This is a genomic window from Sorangium sp. So ce295 (genome assembly GCF_051527405.1).
GTDB lineage: Bacteria > Myxococcota_A > Polyangia > Polyangiales > Polyangiaceae > Sorangium > Sorangium cellulosum_B.
This window is the reverse complement of the sequence record NZ_CP150324.1, coordinates 10860059-10880000: the sequence shown is the minus strand read 5'-3', so window position 1 is coordinate 10880000 and position 19942 is coordinate 10860059. Positions and strand designations below refer to the sequence as shown.

The 19942-nt window shown below is 74.0% G+C and carries 13 protein-coding genes (1 of these 13 only partly in view); 5 read left to right on the top strand and 8 right to left on the bottom strand.

Annotation, left to right across the window (positions count from 1 at the left end; genetic code table 11):
• The 7 genes from WMF11_RS41315 to leuS form a co-directional block, all read right to left on the bottom strand.
• Positions 1-781, bottom strand: partial view of a hypothetical protein gene (locus tag WMF11_RS41315; protein ID WP_437904587.1) — the 5' portion only. Its footprint begins 47 nt before the window's first position; the window shows 781 of its 828 coding nt (coding positions 1-781); the start codon lies at positions 779-781; its stop codon lies beyond the left edge, outside the window.
• 63 nt (positions 782-844) lie between these two features.
• A complete protein-coding gene (locus tag WMF11_RS41310; protein ID WP_437974667.1) occupies positions 845-3508 on the bottom strand; it encodes an MGH1-like glycoside hydrolase domain-containing protein in 2664 nt (887 codons plus the stop codon).
• A gap of 71 nt (positions 3509-3579) precedes the next feature.
• Positions 3580-4107, bottom strand: a complete 528-nt coding sequence (locus WMF11_RS41305; protein WP_437545392.1) for a peptidylprolyl isomerase — start codon at positions 4105-4107, stop codon at positions 3580-3582.
• Between the two features lie 59 nt (positions 4108-4166).
• Positions 4167-5543 carry a hypothetical protein gene (locus WMF11_RS41300; RefSeq protein ID WP_437974666.1) on the bottom strand — a complete coding sequence of 459 codons (1377 nt, stop codon included), beginning with the start codon at positions 5541-5543 and terminating at the stop codon, positions 4167-4169.
• Positions 5543-6157 (bottom strand): penicillin-binding protein activator LpoB, encoded by a 615-nt coding sequence (locus WMF11_RS41295; protein ID WP_437974665.1) that lies wholly within the window; start codon positions 6155-6157, stop codon positions 5543-5545. Before WMF11_RS41295 ends, WMF11_RS41300 begins: the two co-directional genes overlap by 1 nt.
• A gap of 61 nt (positions 6158-6218) precedes the next feature.
• Positions 6219-7340: a trypsin-like serine protease gene (locus WMF11_RS41290; protein ID WP_437974664.1), complete on the bottom strand. Its 1122-nt coding sequence runs from the start codon at positions 7338-7340 to the stop codon at positions 6219-6221.
• Positions 7341-7685: 345 nt separating this feature from the next.
• Positions 7686-10250, bottom strand: coding sequence for a leucine--tRNA ligase (gene leuS / locus WMF11_RS41285; RefSeq protein ID WP_437974663.1), 2565 nt, complete (start codon positions 10248-10250; stop codon positions 7686-7688).
• 539 nt (positions 10251-10789) lie between these two features.
• Between leuS and WMF11_RS41280 the strand changes: the two genes are divergently transcribed.
• The gene (locus WMF11_RS41280; RefSeq protein ID WP_437974662.1) at positions 10790-12163 is read left to right on the top strand and encodes a hypothetical protein; all 1374 of its coding nucleotides are present in this window, start codon (positions 10790-10792) and stop codon (positions 12161-12163) included.
• Positions 12164-12246: 83 nt separating this feature from the next.
• Positions 12247-13719, top strand: coding sequence for a UDP-N-acetylmuramoyl-tripeptide--D-alanyl-D-alanine ligase (locus WMF11_RS41275; protein WP_437904580.1), 1473 nt, complete (start codon positions 12247-12249; stop codon positions 13717-13719).
• A 51-nt stretch (positions 13720-13770) separates the two neighbouring features.
• Here the strand turns inward: WMF11_RS41275 and WMF11_RS41270 are convergent, their stop codons facing one another.
• Complete coding sequence (locus WMF11_RS41270) at positions 13771-14382, bottom strand: peptide deformylase (protein WP_437974661.1); 612 nt, start codon at positions 14380-14382, stop codon at positions 13771-13773.
• 162 nt (positions 14383-14544) lie between these two features.
• Here WMF11_RS41270 and WMF11_RS41265 point away from each other — a divergent pair, with 162 nt between their 5' ends.
• From WMF11_RS41265 to WMF11_RS41255, 3 genes are read left to right on the top strand one after another with little or no spacing between them, the layout of a single operon-like run.
• Entirely contained in the window at positions 14545-17004 is a 2460-nt protein-coding gene (locus WMF11_RS41265; RefSeq protein WP_437974660.1) for an MMPL family transporter, read from the top strand.
• 1 nt (position 17005) lies between these two features.
• Entirely contained in the window at positions 17006-18415 is a 1410-nt protein-coding gene (locus WMF11_RS41260) for a hypothetical protein (protein WP_437974659.1), read from the top strand.
• Complete coding sequence (locus tag WMF11_RS41255) at positions 18412-19767, top strand: hypothetical protein (protein ID WP_437974658.1); 1356 nt, start codon at positions 18412-18414, stop codon at positions 19765-19767. The genes WMF11_RS41260 and WMF11_RS41255 overlap by 4 nt, the downstream gene beginning before the upstream one ends.
• Positions 19768-19942: the final 175 nt, after the last annotated feature.

Genomic DNA, 19942 nt, shown 5'->3' with positions numbered 1-19942 from the left:
GGATGAGCCCTGCAAGGACGGTCAGGGCGGCGATCTGGAGAGCGAACGGGATCTTTTGCACCCATTCCTCCTCGTCGATCCCGATCGTGGCGAGGAAGACGCCGAGCAGGCCGCCCATGGCTTCGCCGGCGCGGCTCAGAGACGTCGCTGGGCCGCTTGCGACCGCCTCGTGCGAGAGCGCGTGCAAGAGGAGGCCCGCGACCGCGGAGAGCAACCAGGGCTCGATCACCTCGAGGTGCTCCAGGTCGACAAGCCGCGTCGCGAAGGCGCCAACCACCGTGGCGAGCGCAATGCCCGCGAGCGCAGCGCTCATGGCGCGCTTGCCGCCGGTATCGGCTTTCACCTCGAGGACCTGAATGGCCACCACCATCGCGAGCGGCACCGTGTGCGCGGCGATCACGAGCACGACAGGGAGCGAGAGCTGTCCAACCCGTGAGAGCGACGCCACCGCCGCGCCCTCGCCGAACTGATGCACGAGCACCGCGGCGTACCCCATCGCGAGCGCCGTCGTCGGCGTCCGGTGAGCCCCAGCGTCCCCGAGCACGAGGCGCTCCAGCACCGCCGGCGCCACGAAGCCAGACGCCGCCGCGAGCAGCGCGAGCCAGCCGATCTCGCCGATCGCCTCCGGGAGCAGGTGAAGCAGCGCGATCGACGCCGCTCCGACGAGGGCGAACGTCCGCAACGCAGACATCGCGCCCTCGCTCCGATGACGGAACACCGCCGCAATGCCGCCCAGCATGACGGCCAACGCGAGGAGCGAGACGCCGAACGCCAGCGACACAGGCGCCCTCCTAGCACGGATCCGGGACGAACCGGTGATGAGCCGAACGCTATGTAGGGTGCGCTACGAACGCGGGTGGTTGTGCCGTTCCGTGCGGAGGATCAGGTCGCCCACGAGGGCAGTCCAGCCGGTCTGGTGCGAGGCGCCGAGCCCTGCGCCGGTGTCGCCGTGGAAGTACTCGAAGAAAAACAGGCGATCTCGGAACCGAGGATCACGCTGGAAGAGGGGGTGCTCGCCGTAGACAGGGCGGCGGCCCTCGCGGTCGCGCTCGAAGATCGCGATCAGCCGGCGCGCGATCTCGTGCGCTCCGTCGCGGAGCGTGCGAGGGCCGTGGCCGCCGAGCGAGGGGATCGTGAGCACGTCGCCGAAGCCGTGGTCGAGACGGAGGAGCGAGCGGTAGAGCAGGTAGCCGAGCGGGAACCAGATCGGGCCGCGCCAGTTGGAGTTGCCGCCCTTCATGCGCGTGATCGACTCGCCCGGCTCGTAGCCGACCGTGTACTGCGCGTCGCAGGGCTCGAGCCCGAGCGAGACGGGCGCGGCCGCGTGCTCCTTGGAGAGCGAGCGCGGGCCGAACGGCGAGAGGAACTTGTCCTCGTCGAACAGGTGCGTGAGCACCCGCTCGAGGCGCCCCGGCGGCACCGCGGAGAGCACCTGGCGGCCGTCTGGACGTACGGTGATCGCCTCGGCCAGCGCGGGGTTCTTGCGGAGGAACCACTCGGTCCGGCGCCGGAAGTTCGCGAGCTTGCCGTAGATCTCCGGGGTGATCACGTGCACCGCGCAGAGCGGGATGAGGCCGACGGCCGAGCGGATCTTCACGTGCCGCGGCTTCCCTCCGGCGATGAGGATGTCGAAGTAGAAGCCGTCCTCCTCGGACCAGAGCGGCAGCCGGCCGTCCGCCGTGTGGTGGAGCGCGTGCGCGATCCGCAAGAAGTGCTCGAAGAACTTGCTGGCGAGATCCTCGTACGCGGAGTTGTCGAGCGCGAGCTCCAGGGCGATGCGCATGAGGTCGAGGCAGTACATCGCCATCCACGCCGTGGCGTCCGCCTGCTCCAGGCGCATCCCGGGCGCGAGCCGCTCGCTGCGATCGAAGAGCGAGATGTTGTCGAGGCCGAGGAACCCGCCCTCGAAGACGTTGTGCCCCTCGGCGTCGCGCTTGTTGACCCACCAGGCGAAGTTGATGAGGAGCTTGTGGAACACCCGCTCCAGGAACACCCGATCGCCCTCGCCCCGCTGCTTCCGCTCGATCTTGTAGATCTGGTAGGTCGCCCAGGCATGCACCGGAGGGTTCAGATCCGAGAACTCCCACTCGTAGGCAGGCAGCTGCCCGTTCGGGTGCTGGTACCACTCCTTGACCATCATCTTCAGCTGGGCCTTCGCGAGATCGATGTCGAGCGAGGCCAGCGCGACCGCGTGGAAGGCGAGATCCCACGCCGCGAACCAGGGGTACTCCCACGCGTCGGGCATGGAGACGACATCGGCGACGGAGACGTGCCGCCAGTGGGCGTTTCGGCCGCTCAGCCGCTCGGGCGGCGGCGCGTGCGCGTCGCCGCGGAGCCAGGTGTCGACGTCGTAGTGGTAGAACTGCATCGTCCAGAACAGCCCCGCCGCCGCCTGACGCTGGATGGCGCGGCGATCGTCGGACAGGGCAGGGCCCTGGACGGCGAGATAGTACTCGTCCGCTTCTCTGCGCCGCGCCTCCAGGAGCTCGTCCGCGCCGTCGAAGGGGCACTCCACCGGCTCGGGCGCGAGCCGGAGCAGGATCCGCCGGCTCCCGCCGGCCGGCACCTCGAAGCGATGCCAGCTCGCGGCCTTCGTGCCGCGGCGCTCGGCGTTTACCCGCGCCTCGTCGCCGTGGACGACCCGGTGATGGAACGCGTCCTTGACGTACGGTGTCCGCGAAGGGGCGCCATAGAGCCGCTCGCGGTTCGTCTCGTTGTTGGTGAAGAGCAGCTCCGGGCTGCCCTCGATGTACAGGTGATGCGCGCCGTGCTCGGGGTGCGCCGCGCGCAGCATCACATGACCGGCGTCGGTCTCCATGGCCCGGATCTCCGGGACGGGACCCGGAGGCTCGGTCCAGGACCATGTGTTGCGGAACCAGAGGTGCGGGAGCACGTGGATCGGCGCGGCCTCCGGGCCGCGGTTCACCACGGTGATGACCATCAGGATGTCGCTCGGGCTCCGCTTCGCGTACTCGACGACGACGTCGAAGTAACGAGCTCCGTCGAAGGCGCCGAGATCGGGGAGATCTGCCTCGCCCTCCGAGAGGCCGCGGTCGCGCGCGGCGGCGACGAGCGCCTCGTAGGGGAACGGCCGCTGCGGGTACCGGTAGAGGTAGCGCAGGTAGCTGGAGGTCGGCGTCGCGTCTTCGTAGTAGTAGATCTCCTTGACGTCCTCGCCGTGGTTGCCTTCCGGCCCTGTCAGGCCGAAGGCACGCTCCTTCAGGATCGGATCCCGCTCGTTCCAGACGGCGACGGCGAGACACAAGATCTGGTGTCGGTCACAGATGCCGCCCAGCCCGTCCTCGTTCCAGCGATAGGCGCGGCTCCGGGCATGGTCGTGAGGGAAGTGCGCCCACGCGTCCCCGTTCGCGCTGTAGTCCTCGCGCACCGTCCCCCAGGCCCGCTCGGAGAGGTAGGGGCCCCAGTGCTTCCAGCGCAGGAGGCGCTCGCGCTCTTCCTCGAGGCGGCGGTGCTCGGCGGTCGGCGCAGCGCGGACGGTCCTCGTCATGCGCGCCACGCTAGGCGACTCCGACGGAGGCGTCGAGCCCGCGGCCGGCGCGCGATGACCTGGAGCGGGCGCTACTCGGTGCGCTTGATGATGTGGAAGCCGAACGGCGTCTCGATGATCTCGCTCACCTCGCCGATCTTCAAGGCGAAGGCGGCGTCGGAGAAGCCCTTCACCATCATGCCGCGCTCGAACACCCCGAGATCCCCGCCGCGCTCGGCGGCGCCCGGCTCGTCGCTGTACTCCGCGACCGCCTCCTCGAAGCTCACCCCGCCGCGGATCTTGACGAGCGCTTCCTGCGCTCGCGCGCGGGCCTCGGCGCGCGTGCGGCGGAGGCCCTCGGGCTTGCTCTTCGAGCCCTCGTGCATGACGAGGAGATGCCGCGCGCCGATCTCCTTGGGCTGACTGGCGATCACCGCGCGCTCCCGCTCGATCGCGGCGTCCTCCTCGGCAGCCCGGATCGGCGCGGAGACCGCGAGGCCGCCGCCGACCCAGGACGGCGAGGTGGCGAGCGCCCCGCAGGCGGTCGCGCAGAGGAGCGCGAGGGGCGAGCACGCCGAGAGCGCGTGAAACAGCACGGCGCGGAGATGAGGGCTACGCATCGGCGCGGAGACTGCCGCGGGAAGAGTGCGCCCGCAACCCTCCCGTCCGCGCGCGCCGCTCAGCGGAGGACCATCACCGGGACGAAGGCCCACCCGCCAGCGGCCACGCTCACCCGGGCGCGCCTCGACTCGCCGCGGACGCCGACGACCACGTCATGCGTGCCCGCGCGGACGCGGGTCCGCGCGATCGCGACGCGCGCGGGGAGCGTCGACCATCCGCGCGTGTCCGGCGTGTCGAGCGCGGTCAGCGTCGCGCTCGTCAGCAGGCCGACGAGCAGGCCCAGCGGCCCGGAGTCCTCCGCAGCCGCCTCGGTGGCGCCCTGCGCGGCCTCGCCGGCCGCGATGCGGGCGACGGTCCTCGTGATGGCCGACAGGATGACGGTCCCCTCGCTCTTCTTCCAGGCCGCGCGCACCTGCGCCTCGACGTCGAGCGCCTGCTCCATCGGCTGGGAGCGCCCGTCGAGCTTCAGCGTCGGAATCGAATAGCCGCCCTTGCCCCGGGCGAGCGTCGGGTAGTTGACCCAGGTCACGAGCCCCTTCGCCGCGAGCTCGCTCGCCCGCGCGCGATCCGCCGGGCTGATGTCGTTGGCCACGAGCGTGAGCGCGAGGCCGATCGGAAGGCGCTGCGGCACCTTCTGCGGGACGCGCCCGAACCCGACGACGACGATGAGCTCGGCCTCGCCGGTCTCGTCGAGGGGCGGCGGCGGGGCCTCGCCTTCGATCAACGCGGCGATGCGGGGCGACCTGGGCTCGCCGCGCGTGAGCGCGCGGAGCGGGCGGCGGAGCGACGGATACGACCCGTGGCGGAGGGCGTCGTCGTAATGGAGGAGCGCCTCGTCGGCCTGGCCGCTCTTCTCGAAGGCGAGGCCCGCGAGGTAGCTGCCGAGGCCGAGGAGCGCCGTCTCGCCCTCGTGATCGCGCAGGTATCTCTGCATGATCGCGAGGCGGCGAGCCTCGACCCTGGCCCCGCTGAGGTCGCGCTGGGCCAGGTAGTTCATCATGTTGATGGTGTTGATGAGCAGCTTCTCGTAGGCAGGCGCCTTGTACGGGCCCACGTCGTCCGAGAAGAGGTACTTGCCGAGATCGTGGGCGGCCCCGCGGGACATGTCGAGCAGGTCGATCGACTTGTCCGCGGCCCCGAGATCGCGCGCGGACAGCCGGTAGCTGTCCATGCTGAGGAGGATGTTGCCGCGGTCGAGCAGGAGGAGCGCGTTGTCGCCCCGGAGCGCCGGGAGCTGAGCCGCGGTCTCGACCTCGAGCTGCTCGTTCAGCGCGGCCACCGCCTCGGCGGGAGCGCCGCGATCGAGCGCCTGGAGCGCGGTGCGCACGCGATCTTCATGTCCGCCGCAGGCGGCCTGCCAGAGGCCGAGGAGCAGCGCGAGAGGAGCCAGGGCCGCACGCTTGCGCCCCGCGAGGCTCGCGTGCCGCCGGCGCATCACTCCTGGATGAGCGCCTTGGTGAAGGCCGCCCTGTTCTGCCAGGCCACCGCGCTCGTGGCGACCTCGATGAGCTGCATGAACATGAAGTACTGGACGCGGCGCTCGTCCTCGGTGCGCTCATCGGCGGTGAAGACCTTGCCGGTGAGGTAGTACTTCGCGCCGAGCTGGCGGTTGTACTCGGCGATGTGGTTCGGATCGAACCCGCCGCCGTGCTGCTTCTCGACCTCCGCGACCATCTGCTGCTGGCGCTCGACGCTCACCACGGTGACGAGGCTCGCCTGGGACAGGTACGTCTCGATATCGGACAGGAGCGCCTGAAGCTGGCTGTCGATGTGCTCGCTCGTCTGGTTCGACAGCGGATAGATGGCGAGCGTGGGCCGCGAGCCCTCGTGCGCCCACGCCTTGGCCACCGGAGAGGCCATCAGCGACGTCAGGTTCTCGTGGAGGAGCTGCTCGATGTCGCGCCTGTCGATTCCCGTGCTCATCGCGGCGTCGTCGAGCCCCTCGACCTGATTGCCGCGCACGTAGGTGGGGCCGCAGCCGATGGGAAGCGAGGCGAGCGCGAGCGCCGCGAGCAGCGCGGCCGGACGGATGCTGGGCGAAATGGGCATGGACACTCCGCAGGGCAGGACGCCGGCATCCTAGCAGGCGAGGTGTGCGCTGGAGCTTCGATCAGGCGGAAATCGTGCTCTGCGACGCGGCGCGCGCGCAGCGTGCACGCCGCGCGCGGCATGTCGGCAGCGCGGACGCCCTGGCTCGCCTCAGCGCGAGCAGCGCGAGCATCGCGAGCAGCGCGCGCGCCGCCGCGGCCCCGCTGGCGTCGCCGACGACCGGGCCGTGCGCGCACGAGAGCCAGCGCTCGTCGAGCGGCCGGCGCGAAGGCAAGCGCTCCGCGGGGTCCGACGCCGTGGCCCACCAGGGCGGGTCGTAGTCGCCGACGTCGGCGGCGCGCCTCGCCTCGGTGACGAGCCAGTCGCGATGGGCGATGAGCCCACCATAGATGGGGTCGGCGCAGCCGGCCGGCCCGCGCGACGTCACGCCGATGATCCGCCCCGCGACGTCGAGCGCCGGTCCGCCCGAGTCGCCGCTGCAGATGCCGTTCTCTCCGCGCCACTCGCCTCCTGTGACGCGCTCCTGCGTTCCGCACCCGTACCCGACGCACTCGACGTGGAGACCATCGCGGCGCCTGCGGACGCCGCCGCCGCGCGATCTGCCCTCCGTGTCGCCGAAGCCCACCGCCGAGTAGACCTCGCTCTCCTCGGGCGGCCGATCGAGGCGGGGCGCGAGCGGCGTGACCTCGCTGCCGCCGAGCGGGGAGGACAGCACGACGAGCGCGACGTCGCGCCCGCAGACGGCGTTGCCGTCGGGCGGGCTGATCACGGCGCGCGCGCCGATCCACGGCGTGTCCGCGGCCCACAAGGCCCCGCCGAGCGTGGCGTAGACCTGCGAGGCATCGACCGGCTCCCCGAACGTCGCCGTCTTGCAGGCGATGAGCTTGGGAGCTTCCGCGATGCAGTGCTGCGCGGTGAGCACCAGGTTGGGCGCGATCACGGTGCTCGAGCAGGTCCGCGCGACGCGCCCTCGGCGATCGGTGATGAGGAGCCCGGCGACCGCGCGATCTCCAGCGTCTAGGTACCCTCCCTTGATCTCCAGCGCGGCCTCGGCCGCGTCCTCCTCGTGCAGGTCCGCTTCGTCCGCGTCTCCAGCGCAGCCGGCCAGCGCGGCGGCGAGGAGGCAGCCAGCTCGGGTACACCATGCGGTGCTGTTCCGGCACACGGCCAGCCGCCTTTGCACGGCACCTGCCAGCCTGGGCTGTGCACCGCCGCGCGCCCCGAGGGAGGAGAGGATTGCTTCCGGGGAAGCTCACGCGCCGGCGGAGCCACCCGCTGCGCTGTGGTGTGGGATGCGGTCAGCGCGCCGATCGGGCTCATGTACAACCGAGCGCCCGACCCTGTCGTCAACCGAGCGCAAGGCGCTGGAGCCCGAGGCGCGGGCGAGGAGGCGGCGCGGGCGCGGGGCCTGGCGCGCCGGGGGCGCCTCCCTCGCGCTGCTATCCCGCGCGTCCGTTCTCGACGTCGCCGCGCTGCGAGCGCTCGTTTTTCACGCCAGCGCCGGAGCTCTCCAGGCGGCGCCGGAGCGTCAGCCGACCACGATGTTCACGATCTTCCCTGCGACGTAGATGAACTTCTTCAGCTGCTTGCCCGCGGCGAGGGTGGCCACGGTCTCCAGGCCGAGCGCGGCGGCTCGCGCCTCCTCCTCCGATGCCGCCTTCGCCAGCATCACGCGACCGCGGACCTTGCCGTTCACCTGCACCGGGATCTCCAGGACGTCGTCGACGCAGAAGGCCTCATCGTAGGTGGGCCACGGCTCGTAGCTGAGCGAACGCTCGTGGCCGGTGAGCCGCCACAGCTCCTCCGCGAGGTGCGGCGCGAAGGGGGAGACGAGGAGGATCAGCCGGAGGACCGCCTCGCGCGGCGGCGAAGGCAGCGAGCTCAGGTGGTTCACGAAGACCATCATCGCGGAGATGGCGGTGTTGAACGCCATCCCCTCGATGTCACCGGTCACCTTCTTGATCGTCCTGTGGAGCTGCCGGCTCGTCGCGTCGTCCATCGCGTCCGAGAGCGGTCGCGTGCACGTCGCGAACACGCGGTCCCGGAACCGGACCACCCCCTGGATCTGCCCTGATTGCCAGGGCTTCACCGCCTCGAGCGGGCCCATGAACATCTCGTACATCCGCAGCACGTCGGCGCCGTGGGCCCGCACGATGTCGTCGGGGTTGATCACGTTGCCCCGCGACTTCGACATCTTCTCGTTGTCCTCGCCCAGGATCATCCCCTGATGGACGAGCTTCGCGAAGGGCTCGGGGTGCTTCACATGGCCGAGGTCGTAGAGCACCTTGTGCCAGAAGCGCGCGTAGAGGAGGTGCAGCACGCCGTGCTCCGCGCCGCCGACGTAGAGGTCGACGGGCATCCACGCGTCGTACGCGGCCTCCGAGAACGGCTCCGCGTCGTTCTGCGGATCGAGGAAGCGAAGGTAGTACCAGCACGAGCCCGCCCACTGCGGCATCGTGTTCGTCTCGCGCGCGTACCACTTGCCGTCCCGCTGAAAGAAGCGCCAGTCGACGGCGCGCGCCAGCGGGCCCGCAGGGTCGTCGCCAGGGCGGAAGTCGGCGAGCGGCGGCAGCTCGATCGGGAGGCTGGCCTCGTCGACCGCGATCGGCTGATCGTAGCGGATCGTGTGCGCGGCGCCCTTCCTGGGATCGCCGTCTGGATCGGCGAGCTCGACGGGGAAGTAGATCGGGATCGGCTCGCCCCAGTAGCGCTGGCGGGAGAAGACCCAGTCGCGCAGCTTGTAGTTCACCTCGCGCTTGCCTCGCCCGAGCGCCTCGAGGCGCGCGATGACCGCGCGCTTGCACTCCTCCGTCGCGAGCCCGTCGAACTCGCCGCTCCGGACCGCGACGCCCGGGTCGACGTAGGCGGCCTCGAGCTGGTCGCGCAGGGTGCCGTCGGGGCTCACGACCTCGACGATGGGCAGCCCGTAGGTGCGGGCAAACGAGAAGTCGCGCTCGTCGTGCCCTGGCACCGCCATCACGGCGCCGGTGCCGTAGCCGCCGAGCACGTAGTCGGCGACCCAGATCGGCACCTCCACGCCCGTGATGGGGTGGACGGCGACGAGGCCGGTGTCGACGCCGGTCTTCTCCCTCGCCGCCGCGGCGAGCCGCTCGCGATCGCTCTTGCCCGCCGCGGCCGCGACGTACGCGCGCACCGCCTCGCGGCGCGCCTCGGACGCGCCGCTCTCCGCGCTCGTGAGCCATGTCGTGAGCGGGTGCTCGGGCGCGAGCACGACGTAGGTGACGCCCATCAGCGTGTCGGGGCGGGTCGTGAACACGCTCAGCGCGCCCTTGCCCCATCCCTTGACCTCGAACGTGATGAGCGCCCCCTCCGATCGGCCGATCCAGGCGCGCTGCATCGCCACCGTCCCTTCAGGCCAGTCGAGGAGGCGGAGATCCTCCGCCAGGCGGTCGGCGTAGGCGGTGATGCGGAGCATCCATTGCCTGAGCGGCGTCCGGTAGACCGGGTGCGAGCCGCGCTCGCTCTTGCCGTCGATCACCTCCTCGTTCGCAAGGACGGTCCCGAGCGCCGGGCACCAGTTGACGCTCACCTCGTCCTGGTACGCGAGCCCCTTCTTGAAGAGCTGGAGGAAGATCCACTGCGTCCAGCGCACGTAGCGCGGATCGGTCGTGGAGAGCTCTCGCGACCAGTCGTAGCTGAAGCCCAGCATCTTGAGCTGGCGCTTGAAGGTCGCGATGTTCCGCGCCGTCGTGTCGGCCGGGTGCGTGCCGGTCTCGAGGGCGTGCTGCTCCGCCGGCAGCCCGAAGGCGTCCCAGCCCATGACGTGCAGCACGTCGATCCCGCGCATGCGGAAGTAGCGGGACATGATGTCGGTCGCCGTGTACCCCTCGGGGTGGCCGACGTGCAGCCCCGACCCCGACGGATAGGGGAACATGTCGAGCACGTAGCGCTTCGCGCGGGCCGGGTCCGCGCTGCGGACGGCGCGGAAGGTCTCGCCTTCCTCCCACGCGCGCTGCCAGCGCGGCTCGACGGCGGCATGATCGTAGCGCGCGGGCTCACGCGGCTCGTTGGGAGAAGGTTCGGTGGAGGCGCGGGGGTCCATCGTCTCGGCGGCCATATCGCGACGTGCCATAGCACTGTGCTGCCGCGGTCGACAGCCGCCCCGCGGCGGCAGACGCCCGCGCCCCGGCGGGAGCGCCACGCCCGTCCACGGGGCGCCGCGGCCATGTCGAGAGTTCCCGACAAGCGTGGACAGCGCCTCGGTCCGAGCTCTGCCGTCGGAGACGCCCGCGCCCGAGAGGGCTGACCTCGCGCGCCGCCTCGCGCTCTGGAACCACCCGCGCGCCGGAGCGTCGTGCGCGCCCCCTGCGCGCCGCGGCGCTGGCGAAAGCGCGCCTCGTGAGCGCCTCGGTGGCGGGACGAGCTCGCTCTTCATCTCGCGCCGACCCGAGGAGCGCACCCCCGGCGTCGCACTCCTGCGTCCGCGACGGGCGGTGTCGTCGCGGCGCGGCGCTGCGTGGCGCCAGCGCCGACGAGCGGCAGCGCCTCGCGGGGCGGGGCGACGCGTCAGAAGGATGGCCGCACGCCGAGACTTGGGGGTAGATTGAGAGCGCTGTTCCGCTTCAGTGTGAGGCGGAGGGGTCGCGTGGGCGGTCCCTCCGAGGCGCGCGGATGACCGACAAACACGTTCCATGGGGAGCCCCCGAGAGTGAGAGGACGGCGCAGCCAGGCCGGCCGCTCCCGTCGGCGCACGGCTCGGGGATCCCTTTCCGGCCGCTGCCCGTGCCGCCGCTGATGGCGCCCGGCGCCCTGCGCCCGCTCTCCGCACAGTACGCGCTGAGCCCTCATCTTCAGCAGCAGAGCCCGCCCGCGTTCTCAGGGCCGATGCCGTCGGCGCCCGCGTTTTCGGCGCCGGCGTCATCGGCGCCCGCGTTCTCGGGCGCCATGCCGGCGCCGGCGTTCTCAGGGCCAGCTCCCGCCGGGTACACCCAGCCGCCCACGGCGAGCGTCTCGGCGCGCGGAGGGACCCTTCCGCCCGGGATCGTCTCGCAGCAGGACGTGCTCTCGGCCAGCGGCGTCTTTTCTCCGAGCGCGCTCCCGTTCATCTCGGCGCCGCCGCAGTCGGATCCGGTGCCTCCGAGCCAGCCGGCCTTCCAGCCGGCGCCGATCACGGACCGGATGGGCGCGAGCGCGACGCAGCCGCCTGCGCCGCCGGCGGCGCCGCCCGGGTTCGCGAGCCCCGGCTTCGGTGCGGCCGCGCCCGCAGTATCAGAGGCCGCGCGCGCGCCGATGCCCTCGCTGCACGCCGGCCAGCCGCCTGCGCCGGCAGCGCCGCCCGGGTTCGGGAGCCCTGGCCTCGGTGCGGCCGCGCCCGGCGCGCCAGAGGCCGCGCGCGCGCCGATGCCATCACCTCACGCCGGCCAGCCGCCTGCGCCGGCGGCGCCGCCCGGGTTCGGGAGCCCTGGCTTCGGCGCGGCCGCGCCCGCAGTATCAGAGGCCGCGCGCACGCCGATGCCCTCGCTGCATGCGGGGATGCCGGCTCAGGCCGGGCCGCCACCGGCCGCTGCGCCCGCGCCGGCGATGAGCGCAGCTCCCGGCGCGGCAGCGCACGGCGCGCCCCAGGCGGCCGGCGGGTGGGACGGAGCGGCCGAGAGCCCGTGGGCCACCACGTCGGCGCGCCTCGAGATGCCGGTGCTCCCGTCGACCTTCGTCCAGGAGCGCCCGGAACCGCAGAAGCCACCCGCCGCCGGTGCGCCGCGGCGGCGGGAGGGCGGCAGGACGCTCATCATCGTGCTCAGCGTGATCCTGGCGGTGGCGTTGCTGGCGCTCATCGGGATCACGCTGTGGCAGAGCATGGGCGGCGGAGGACCGATCGCGATCGACTACAAGGAGCCGCCGCCCACGGCCGCCGAGGCATCGCCAGAGCCCACGGTGAGCGTGACGGCGGCCCCCAGCGCGCCCGCCGCGCCCCGCCCAGCCGCGCGGCCACGGCCGAAGAGCGACGACATCTACGACGAGGTCGACAAGGAAAAGACCCGGCGCTGAGGCGGCGCGACGCCGCACGGACGGGGCGCGCCGCAGGCGATTCGTTGGCCCCGCGCCCCGTTCCGTGCTGGTGATCGCCCGCGATGGCGACGCCGATCCCGCACAACCTTGCCCCCTTCTCCCTCGACGAGCTGGCGCGCGCGACCGGCGGGCGCGTGCTGAGGAGCGGGCCGGACGCGCGGGGCGTCTCGACCGACAGCCGGACGATCGCGCCAGGAGCGGCGTTCGTCGCGCTCTCCGGCGAGAGCTTCGATGGCCACAGGTTCCTCGACGCCGCCGCGCAGCGCGGGGCGGCCGCGTTCATCGTCTCGCGGGAGGTTGCCCTGCCGCCCGGAGGAGGCGCGGTGCTCGTGAAGGACGGCCTCGCGGCGCTCGGGGCGCTGGCCAGAGCGCACCGCGAGCGATGGCGGGCGGGCGCCCACCCCGACGGGCCGCGGGCGATCATCGCGATCGGTGGATCGGCCGGCAAGACGACGACGACGCGGACCATCGCGGCGCTGCTCGCGGGGGTGGGCCGCGGCGAGGTGCACGCGACGGCGGGCAACCTGAACAACGCCATCGGGCTGCCGATGACGCTGCTCGGGCTCGAGGACCGCCATCGCTTCGCGGTCGTCGAGATCGGCACGAACCAGCGCGGCGAGGTCGCGGCCCTCGCGCGGATCGCGGGGCCGGACCTCGCCGTGCTGACGTCCATCGGCGTCGAGCACACCGAGGGGCTCGGCACGCTGGAAGACGTCGCCGCCGAGGAAGGTGATCTGCTCGCCGCCTTGCCGGCCGCGGGCGTGGCCCTCGGCAACGGCGACGACGCGAAGGTGGTCGAGCAGCTCGAGCGCGCCGGCGCCGCGCGGCGGATCACCTACGGCTTCGGGGAGCGCGCGCGGATCCGGATCGCGGGGCGGCGGCCGGTCGGGGTGCGCGGCACCTCGGTGCGGATCGAGCGCGGAGGCGAAGCGCTGGAGCTCGTCGTCCCGCTGCTCGGCGAGGCGGGGGCGCTGGCGGCGGCCGCGGCCGTCGCCGTGGTGGAAGAGGCGGTCGGCGAGCGGCTCTCGACCGAGCGAGCGGCGCGCGCCGCCGCAGGGCTCGCGCCGCCTGGTGATGGACGCCTGTCCGTCCGCGAGCTGCCGGACGGCACCGTGGTCATCGACGACAGCTACAACGCCAACCCGCTGTCGATGCGATCGTCCCTCAGGACGGCCGCCGAGGTCGCCGAGGCGCTCGGGAAGCGGCTGGTCCTGCTGCTCGGCGAGATGCGCGAGCTCGGCGCGCTCGCGGCGGCGGAGCACGACGCGCTCGGCGAGCAGGTCGGCGCCGCGCGCCCCGCCGCGCTCATCGCCGTCGGCGGCGAGGCGGCGCGGATCGCGCGCGCCGCCGAGGCTGCCGGCGTGCGGGCGTGGTTCGCCGTGGACGCGGACGCCGCGGCGGCCCGAGCGCAGGAGATCGTCGAGCGCGGCGATCTGGTGCTCGTGAAGGGCTCGCGCGGGATCAGGATGGAGCGGATCGTGGAAGCCCTCGTCGCCGGCGCGGGGCGCCGCGCCGGCCCGTCGCCCTCGCCGTGAGCGCGCGCCCGCCTGTCGAGCGCGCTCGCCTCCCGGCGCGACGGGCCGCGGTCACGCGCCGAGCGTAGCCCGCGCCTCGGCGACGGACAGGCTGAGCAAGCGCTTCGCCTCCTCGTTGCTGCAGAAGGAGCGCGTGACCATGCGATCGACGTACAGCGTGCCGCGGAGGTGATCGACCTCGTGCTGGAGGATCCGCGCGGGCCAGCCCGTCGCTTCCCACCGGACCTCCTTGCCGTCCTCGTCCACGCCGCTCACCTCGACTGACAGATCTCGCTCGACCAGCGCCATGTAACCCGGGACGCTCAGGCAGCCCTCGAAGAACGTCGCCCGCCCCGCGCCTGCCACGTCCGGGAGCGACGGCGCGAGGACCCTCAGCGTCGGGTTGATGATCACCCTGAGCGGGAAGGGCACGCGGCCGCGCTCGGCGCGCTGGCCCGGCGTGAGGCGGGACATGAGCTCCTCGCTGTCTTCGAGCACGATCACCTGCTGGTCGACGCCGATCTGCGGCGCCGCGAGCCCCACGCCGGGCGCCTTGCGCATGACGGAGACCATCGTCGAGACGAGGTGCTTGAGCCGCTTCGTCCCGATCTGCTCGGGCGGGACGGGCGCGGCGGGCTTCCGCAGGACGGCTCTGCCTGCGAGGACGATCGGGGGGAGCTCCATGCTGCCGGGATGATTCGGCGCCCTCGCGAGCGCAAGCGTTGTGAGCTCGGGAGCATGGACCGCGTGGGGGCCTCGCGGCGAGGCGGGCGTGAGGGTGGATGTCCTCGCGGCGAGGCGGGCGTGAGAGTAGAGGAGCGGCGCCGGGCACGGCCCGGCGTTTCCATGGCAGCACCTCTTCCGCCTCCGTCGGCTCGCGCGGACGCCCCCCGCCGGCCGCTCCGCCTCGTCGTCGTCGCCGCCCTCGCGGCGCTGACGCTCGCCGCCTTCGCCGCCGTGACGCTGCGGCTACAGCTCGAGCCGAACATCGCCTCGCTCCTGCCGGAGCGCGGCGACGCCGCGGCGCTTCGCCGGTACGTGCGCGGGTTCGGGGGCGGCGACCTCGGCGTCGTGATGGTCAAGGGCGACGACCCCGACGAGAACGCGGCCGTGGCCGCGGAGATCGCGCGGGCCCTCGCGGCGCGCCCGACCGTGCAGCGCGCCGCCGATCGGATCGACGTCTCGCGCTCGCTCGATCCGTGGGTCGCGTTCCGGCACGCGGACGCGCGCGTGCGAGAGCGCCTCGCCGCCGCGCTCTCGCCCGAGGGGATGCGGGAGCGCCTCGCCGAGACGCGCGCCATGCTGCTCGCGCCGGGCGGCGGCGCCGCGGCGGAGACGATCGCGGCCGACCCGCTGCGCCTCTCGCAGCTCGTCTTCGAGTCCGCGGACATCGGATCCGGGGTGCGCACGCAGGCCGACGGCGCCTTCGCCACGGACGACGGCAAGGTGCACCTCGTCCTGGTGCAGCCGGCGGGGCAGGCGCTCCGCGGCGCCGACGCGCGGGCGTTCGTCGCGGACGCGAACGCCGTCCTCGGTCCGATCCGCGCGGCGCACCCCGGGCTCACGCTCGGGCTCACCGGCGGGCACGCCATCGCCGCGGCGACCGAGGCGATGCTCACGCGCGATCTCGCGATCTCGGGGTCGCTCTCGATGCTGCTCGCCTCCGTCGTCTTCGCGCTGCTCTTCCGCCGCCTGCGCGCCCTCGCCGCGGTGATGCCGCCGCTCGTGCTCGGGACCCTCTGGACCGCGGGGCTCGCCACGGCGCTCCCGGGCGGGCTCAGCGCGATCGCCGTCGCCTTCATGTCGGTGGTCGTCGGCGTCGGCGTCGACACCGGCGTCCACGTCTACGCCGCGCTGCTCGAGGCGCGGCGCGAGGGCCTCGATCCGGAGGCGGCCGCGCGCGCGGCGAGGGCGCGGACCTCCCGCGCGGTGCTCATCGCCGCCGTCACCGCGGGGGCGGCGTTCGGGGCGCTCGCGCTGTCGGACATCAACGCGCTCCGGCAGCTCGGGCTCCTGTGCGCCGCGGGCGAGGTCCTGACGGCGATCGCCATCGTCCTCGTGACGCCGGCCGTGGGCGCGTGGCTCGAGCGGGGGACCCCGCCGACCGAGGCGCCCGCGCGCTGGACCGACGTCCTCTACCGGCTCACCCGTACGCGGGGCCGCGCGCTCGCGCTCGCGGGGCTCGCGGCGCTCCCCATCGCGGCGGTCGCCCTCGGCGCCTCGCCGCCGCTCGCGGAGGCCATCGTCGCGATCAGGCCGGCCGAGCTCGAGCCCCTCAAGGTACAGCAGGAGATCTTCGACGCGTTCGGCGGGCGGCGAGGGCAATGGGTGGTGCTCCTCGCGGACGGCGACCAGGAGCGCGCCCGCGCGCGCGGCGACCGGATCGCGGAGCGCCTCGCCTCGATGAAGGCCGACGTGGAGGCCGTCGACGCGCTCACCGCGCTCGCCCCCGCCGCCCCGACGCAGGCCGAGCGCTTCGCCGCGCGCGACGCGCTCGACCTGCCCGCCAAGGCCGACGAGCTCGCGCGCGCGCTCCGCGACACGGGCTTCGCGCCCGAGCGCTTCTCGGCGGTGCTCGACGGGATGCGCGCGCCGCCCCGGCAGGAGGTGGCGCTCTCCGATCTCGAGCGCGGCCCCGCGTCCATCCTGCTCTCGCGCTACCTCGGGGCGGACGGGGGCGAGGCGCTCGTCGCGCTGTACGTGCGGCCCCGCGAGACCGGCTCGGTCGCGCAGATCGAGCGCGCGATCCGCGAGGAGGATCCTGGCGCCATGCTCACCGGCTACAGCCGGCTCGAGGCGTCGCTGCGCGAGACGCTCGCGCACGACATGCCGAGGATCGGGCTCGTCGCGGGCGCGCTCGTGCTGCTGGCGCTCTCCGCTTCCCTCCGCAGCGCGCGCGACATCGCGCTGGCGGCGCTCGTCGTCGCCTCGGAGATCTCCCTCGTCCTCCTGCTGATCCGGGTGCTCGGCATCCCCCTGCACGCGTACGACGCGCTCGTCATCCCGGTGCTGCTCGGGATCACGGTGGACGAGGGCATGTTCCTGCTCCACCGCGCCCGCGACATCGAGGCGGCGGGCGGCGGCGACGCCGTGATCCGCGAGACGCTGCGCCGCGAGGGGCCGGCGATCGCCGCCACGGCGCTGACCACGGCCGCGGGCTTCTCCGCGCTCGCGTTCTGCGGCTTCGACGGCCTCCGCGACCTGGGCCGGGTCGGAGCGCTGGGCAGCGCGGTCGGCCTCGTCGTCGCGCTCCTCGTGGTGCCGGCGGGGCTGCGGCTCTGGCCCCGGGCCCACGGACGCGCATAACATGTCGCCGTTGTCGTCCCGGGGCCTCCTCCTTGTCGCTCTCCTCGCGCTCGCGCGTCCCGCCGCGGCGCAGCCCTCTCCTCCGCCCGTTGCGTCGCCGCCTCCTGCGTCGCCGGCGCCGAGGCCGCCGCGCTCGGCCGTGGCCCGCGCCGTCGACGCGCTCGTGCGCTCGCTCGACGCCGTGGACGGCCGCGCGCTCGTGGCCGCCGCGCCGCTGGTCTCCGACGCGCCCGCGCCGCGCGGCGCCCAGCTCGTGGCCACGCTCGCCGCCCACGTCGCCGGCAAGCTCGGCGCCGGCGTGCGCGCGCAGAAGGACCCGATCCCGCTGCCGCTCGCGCGCGAGGCGGCGCGCGACGACGCGGCGCTCGTCCACCTCGTCGTCGAGATCGCGGCGGGGAAGCTGCGCGTCACCGCGGACGTGTACCCGGTGCCGCGCACCGTCTGGGCGCGCATCCGCGACCCGGAGCCGGGGCCCATCGCCCACGCCTACGCCGAGGCGCCCCTCGACGCGGAGATCCGCAGCTTCCTCGCGCCGATCCCGCTCGTCGCCGCCAGGGTCGACCGCGCGAAGAACTTCGAGGGCGACGTGGTCGCGCTCGCGTGCGGCGATCTCGACGCCGACGGGGCGCTCGAGCTCCTGAGCGTGAGCCGCCGGCGCGTGACGACGCTCCGCCTCCGCGGCGGCCGGGTCGTCCCGCTCGCGTCGCGCCCGTGGCCGGACGTGGTCGCCGTGCACCCGGCGCCGCTCCGTGAGCCGCTCGCGTTCGCCACGCTCGTCGAGCGCGCGAGGGACGGCGAGCGCCTGCTGCCGTTCGCCGACGTCGGGCTCACCGACCGCGCGCGCAGCGTCCGCTTCGACGGCGAGCTGAAGGCGCTCGCCGAGCTGCCGGGGCTGGCGATCCCGGACGCGGGCGGCTCGGCCTGCACGACGGCGTGGGGGCCGCTCCTCACGGGCCCGCTCGGCCCGTGCGCCCCGGCCGATCCCCCGCCGGCGACCGCGTCGCTCTCCGGCCGGTACGACGCGCTCGCGTCGGCGCAGCTCCTGTCCGCGCAGGGCGAGCCCTTCGCGGTCTGGGCGACGCGCGAGCGCGGCGCGGTCGAGCTCCGGGACAGCGCCGGCCGCCGCAAGGTCGTGGGCAGCGCCGGGGCGCAGCTCGCGGTCGGCGATCTCGATCAGGATGGAGAGCCCGAGCTGCTCGCCAGCCTCGACGTCCTCGATCCGCTCGAGGATGCCGTCGTCGTCTGGTCGTGGCGGCGCCGGGAAGGCGGCCCGGCCCGCGCGGCGCCCGAGGAGATCCTGCGCTTGCCGGCGCCGGCGGGGGTGCGCGCCCTCGCGGTCTGTCCGCCCGACGGGGCCGGGCGCGCCCCGTTCGCCGTCGCGACGGCGGACGAGATCTGGGTGGTGCGGTGAGCCTCCCGCGCCGCGCCTTCCTCGGCGGCGCCGGCGCGCTGCTCGGCGCCGCCGCCCTCCCGGAGGCCGCGCGCGCGATGGGGCGCACCCCGCTCGGCGGCCGCCTCGCGATGCACCTCCCGTGGCCGACGGGCTCGCTCGATCCGCACGAGCTGAGCGATCCCGCCGCGGCGCTGTTCGCGCCGGCGATCGCCGACAGCCTCTACGGGCTCGATGCGTCCGGGAACCCGTACCCGACGCTCTCGTCCGCGCTGCCGTCGCGCGAGGCGGATGGCGCGGTCGTGCGCCTCCGCGAGGGGCTGCGCACCGCGCGCCTGCTCAAGCTCGACGGCCGCGACATCGTGAGCTCCGTCGAGCGTGCCCGCGCTCGCGGCGCCGCCGCGGCGCTCGCCGACATCCCGAGGCCCGAGCGGCACCCGAGGGATCCGCTCGCCGCGGTGTTCCCGCGCGCGGATCCCGCCCGCGTCGCCCGCGCGCTCGCGTCGCCGATGGTCGCGCTCCTGCCGCGCAGCTTCGACCCCGCGGCGCCGGATGGCACCGGCGCGTTCCGGGCCGACGTCGGCCCGGGGCAGATCACGCTGACGCGCAACGACGTCGCCGCGCGCGGCGCCGCCTTCCTCGACGCGATCGAGGTGATCCGCTCCGAGGACCTGACGACGTCGCTGCGCGCGTTCGAGACCGAGCGCGACGACCTGGGCTGGCTCGGCGCCGGCCTCCACACGAACCGCCGCGGCGCCGTCCGCTTCGATCTGGGCGTCGCCGGGTGGATCGTGCTCACGACGGGCCCCGACGCCGGGCTCTTCGGTCAGCCTGGCGTCGCGCAGCGGCTGGTCGACGCGCTGCCGCCCGAGCGCCTCGCGCACCTCGGCCTCGTCGGTCTCCCGAGGGCGCACGGCGATCCCGCGTGGGGAGGGCCCCCGGCGTCGCTGCTCGTGGACGAGTCTGCGGCGCACCTCGTCGAGGTCGCCGAGGCGGTCGCGCCGATCCTCTCGCGGCCTGGGCACGAGGTCACCGCGGAGCCGGTGGCGCGGGCGGAGCTCGGGCGCCGCCGCGCCCGCGGGAAGGCGACGCTCGCGATCGAGCTGGTGCGCCCGCTCGGCCCCGGGCCCCTCGGCGCGCTGCTCGCCCTCGCGACCGCCGACGATCGCGGCCGCGCCCTCGACCTCGCCCGTCACCCGCCCCGCCTCGCGCCCGGCGCCGCCCCCCGCTCGCTCACCGCGACGCTCCGCCTCGGCGTGATCGCCGAGGTCCGGATCGCGGGCGGCGTGCTGCCGGACGTCGCGCTCGCGCGCGCCGCCAGCGGCGAGGGCTGGGATCTCGGCGCCACCTTCCGCCGCCCAGCGAGGCGCTGATGTGTGCCTACCTCCGCGCGGAAGCGAGCGCGACCGCGCGGCGGCTGTTCGGGACGTCCGGGCGAGGGTCGCGGCGATGGGGGCCGCTTCGAGTGCTTGCGCGGTGGGGACATTTGGTTACTATCGGCTGGTCACGAACGTCACTGGCACTCGACACGACGCTTCTCTTCTCGGG

Excerpts from the sequence above, each read along its gene's own strand:
- WMF11_RS41310 (WP_437974667.1), bottom strand. The coding sequence starts at position 3,508 with ATGACGAGGACCGTCCGCGCTGCGCCGACCGCCGAGCACCGCCGCCTC.
- WMF11_RS41305 (WP_437545392.1), bottom strand. The coding sequence starts at position 4,107 with ATGCGTAGCCCTCATCTCCGCGCCGTGCTGTTTCACGCGCTCTCGGCG.
- WMF11_RS41300 (WP_437974666.1), bottom strand. The coding sequence starts at position 5,543 with ATGCGCCGGCGGCACGCGAGCCTCGCGGGGCGCAAGCGTGCGGCCCTG.
- WMF11_RS41295 (WP_437974665.1), bottom strand. The coding sequence starts at position 6,157 with ATGCCCATTTCGCCCAGCATCCGTCCGGCCGCGCTGCTCGCGGCGCTC.
- leuS (WP_437974663.1), bottom strand. The coding sequence starts at position 10,250 with ATGGCACGTCGCGATATGGCCGCCGAGACGATGGACCCCCGCGCCTCC.
- WMF11_RS41280 (WP_437974662.1), top strand. The coding sequence starts at position 10,790 with ATGACCGACAAACACGTTCCATGGGGAGCCCCCGAGAGTGAGAGGACG.
- WMF11_RS41275 (WP_437904580.1), top strand. The coding sequence starts at position 12,247 with ATGGCGACGCCGATCCCGCACAACCTTGCCCCCTTCTCCCTCGACGAG.
- WMF11_RS41270 (WP_437974661.1), bottom strand. The coding sequence starts at position 14,382 with ATGGAGCTCCCCCCGATCGTCCTCGCAGGCAGAGCCGTCCTGCGGAAG.
- WMF11_RS41265 (WP_437974660.1), top strand. The coding sequence starts at position 14,545 with ATGGCAGCACCTCTTCCGCCTCCGTCGGCTCGCGCGGACGCCCCCCGC.
- WMF11_RS41260 (WP_437974659.1), top strand. The coding sequence starts at position 17,006 with ATGTCGCCGTTGTCGTCCCGGGGCCTCCTCCTTGTCGCTCTCCTCGCG.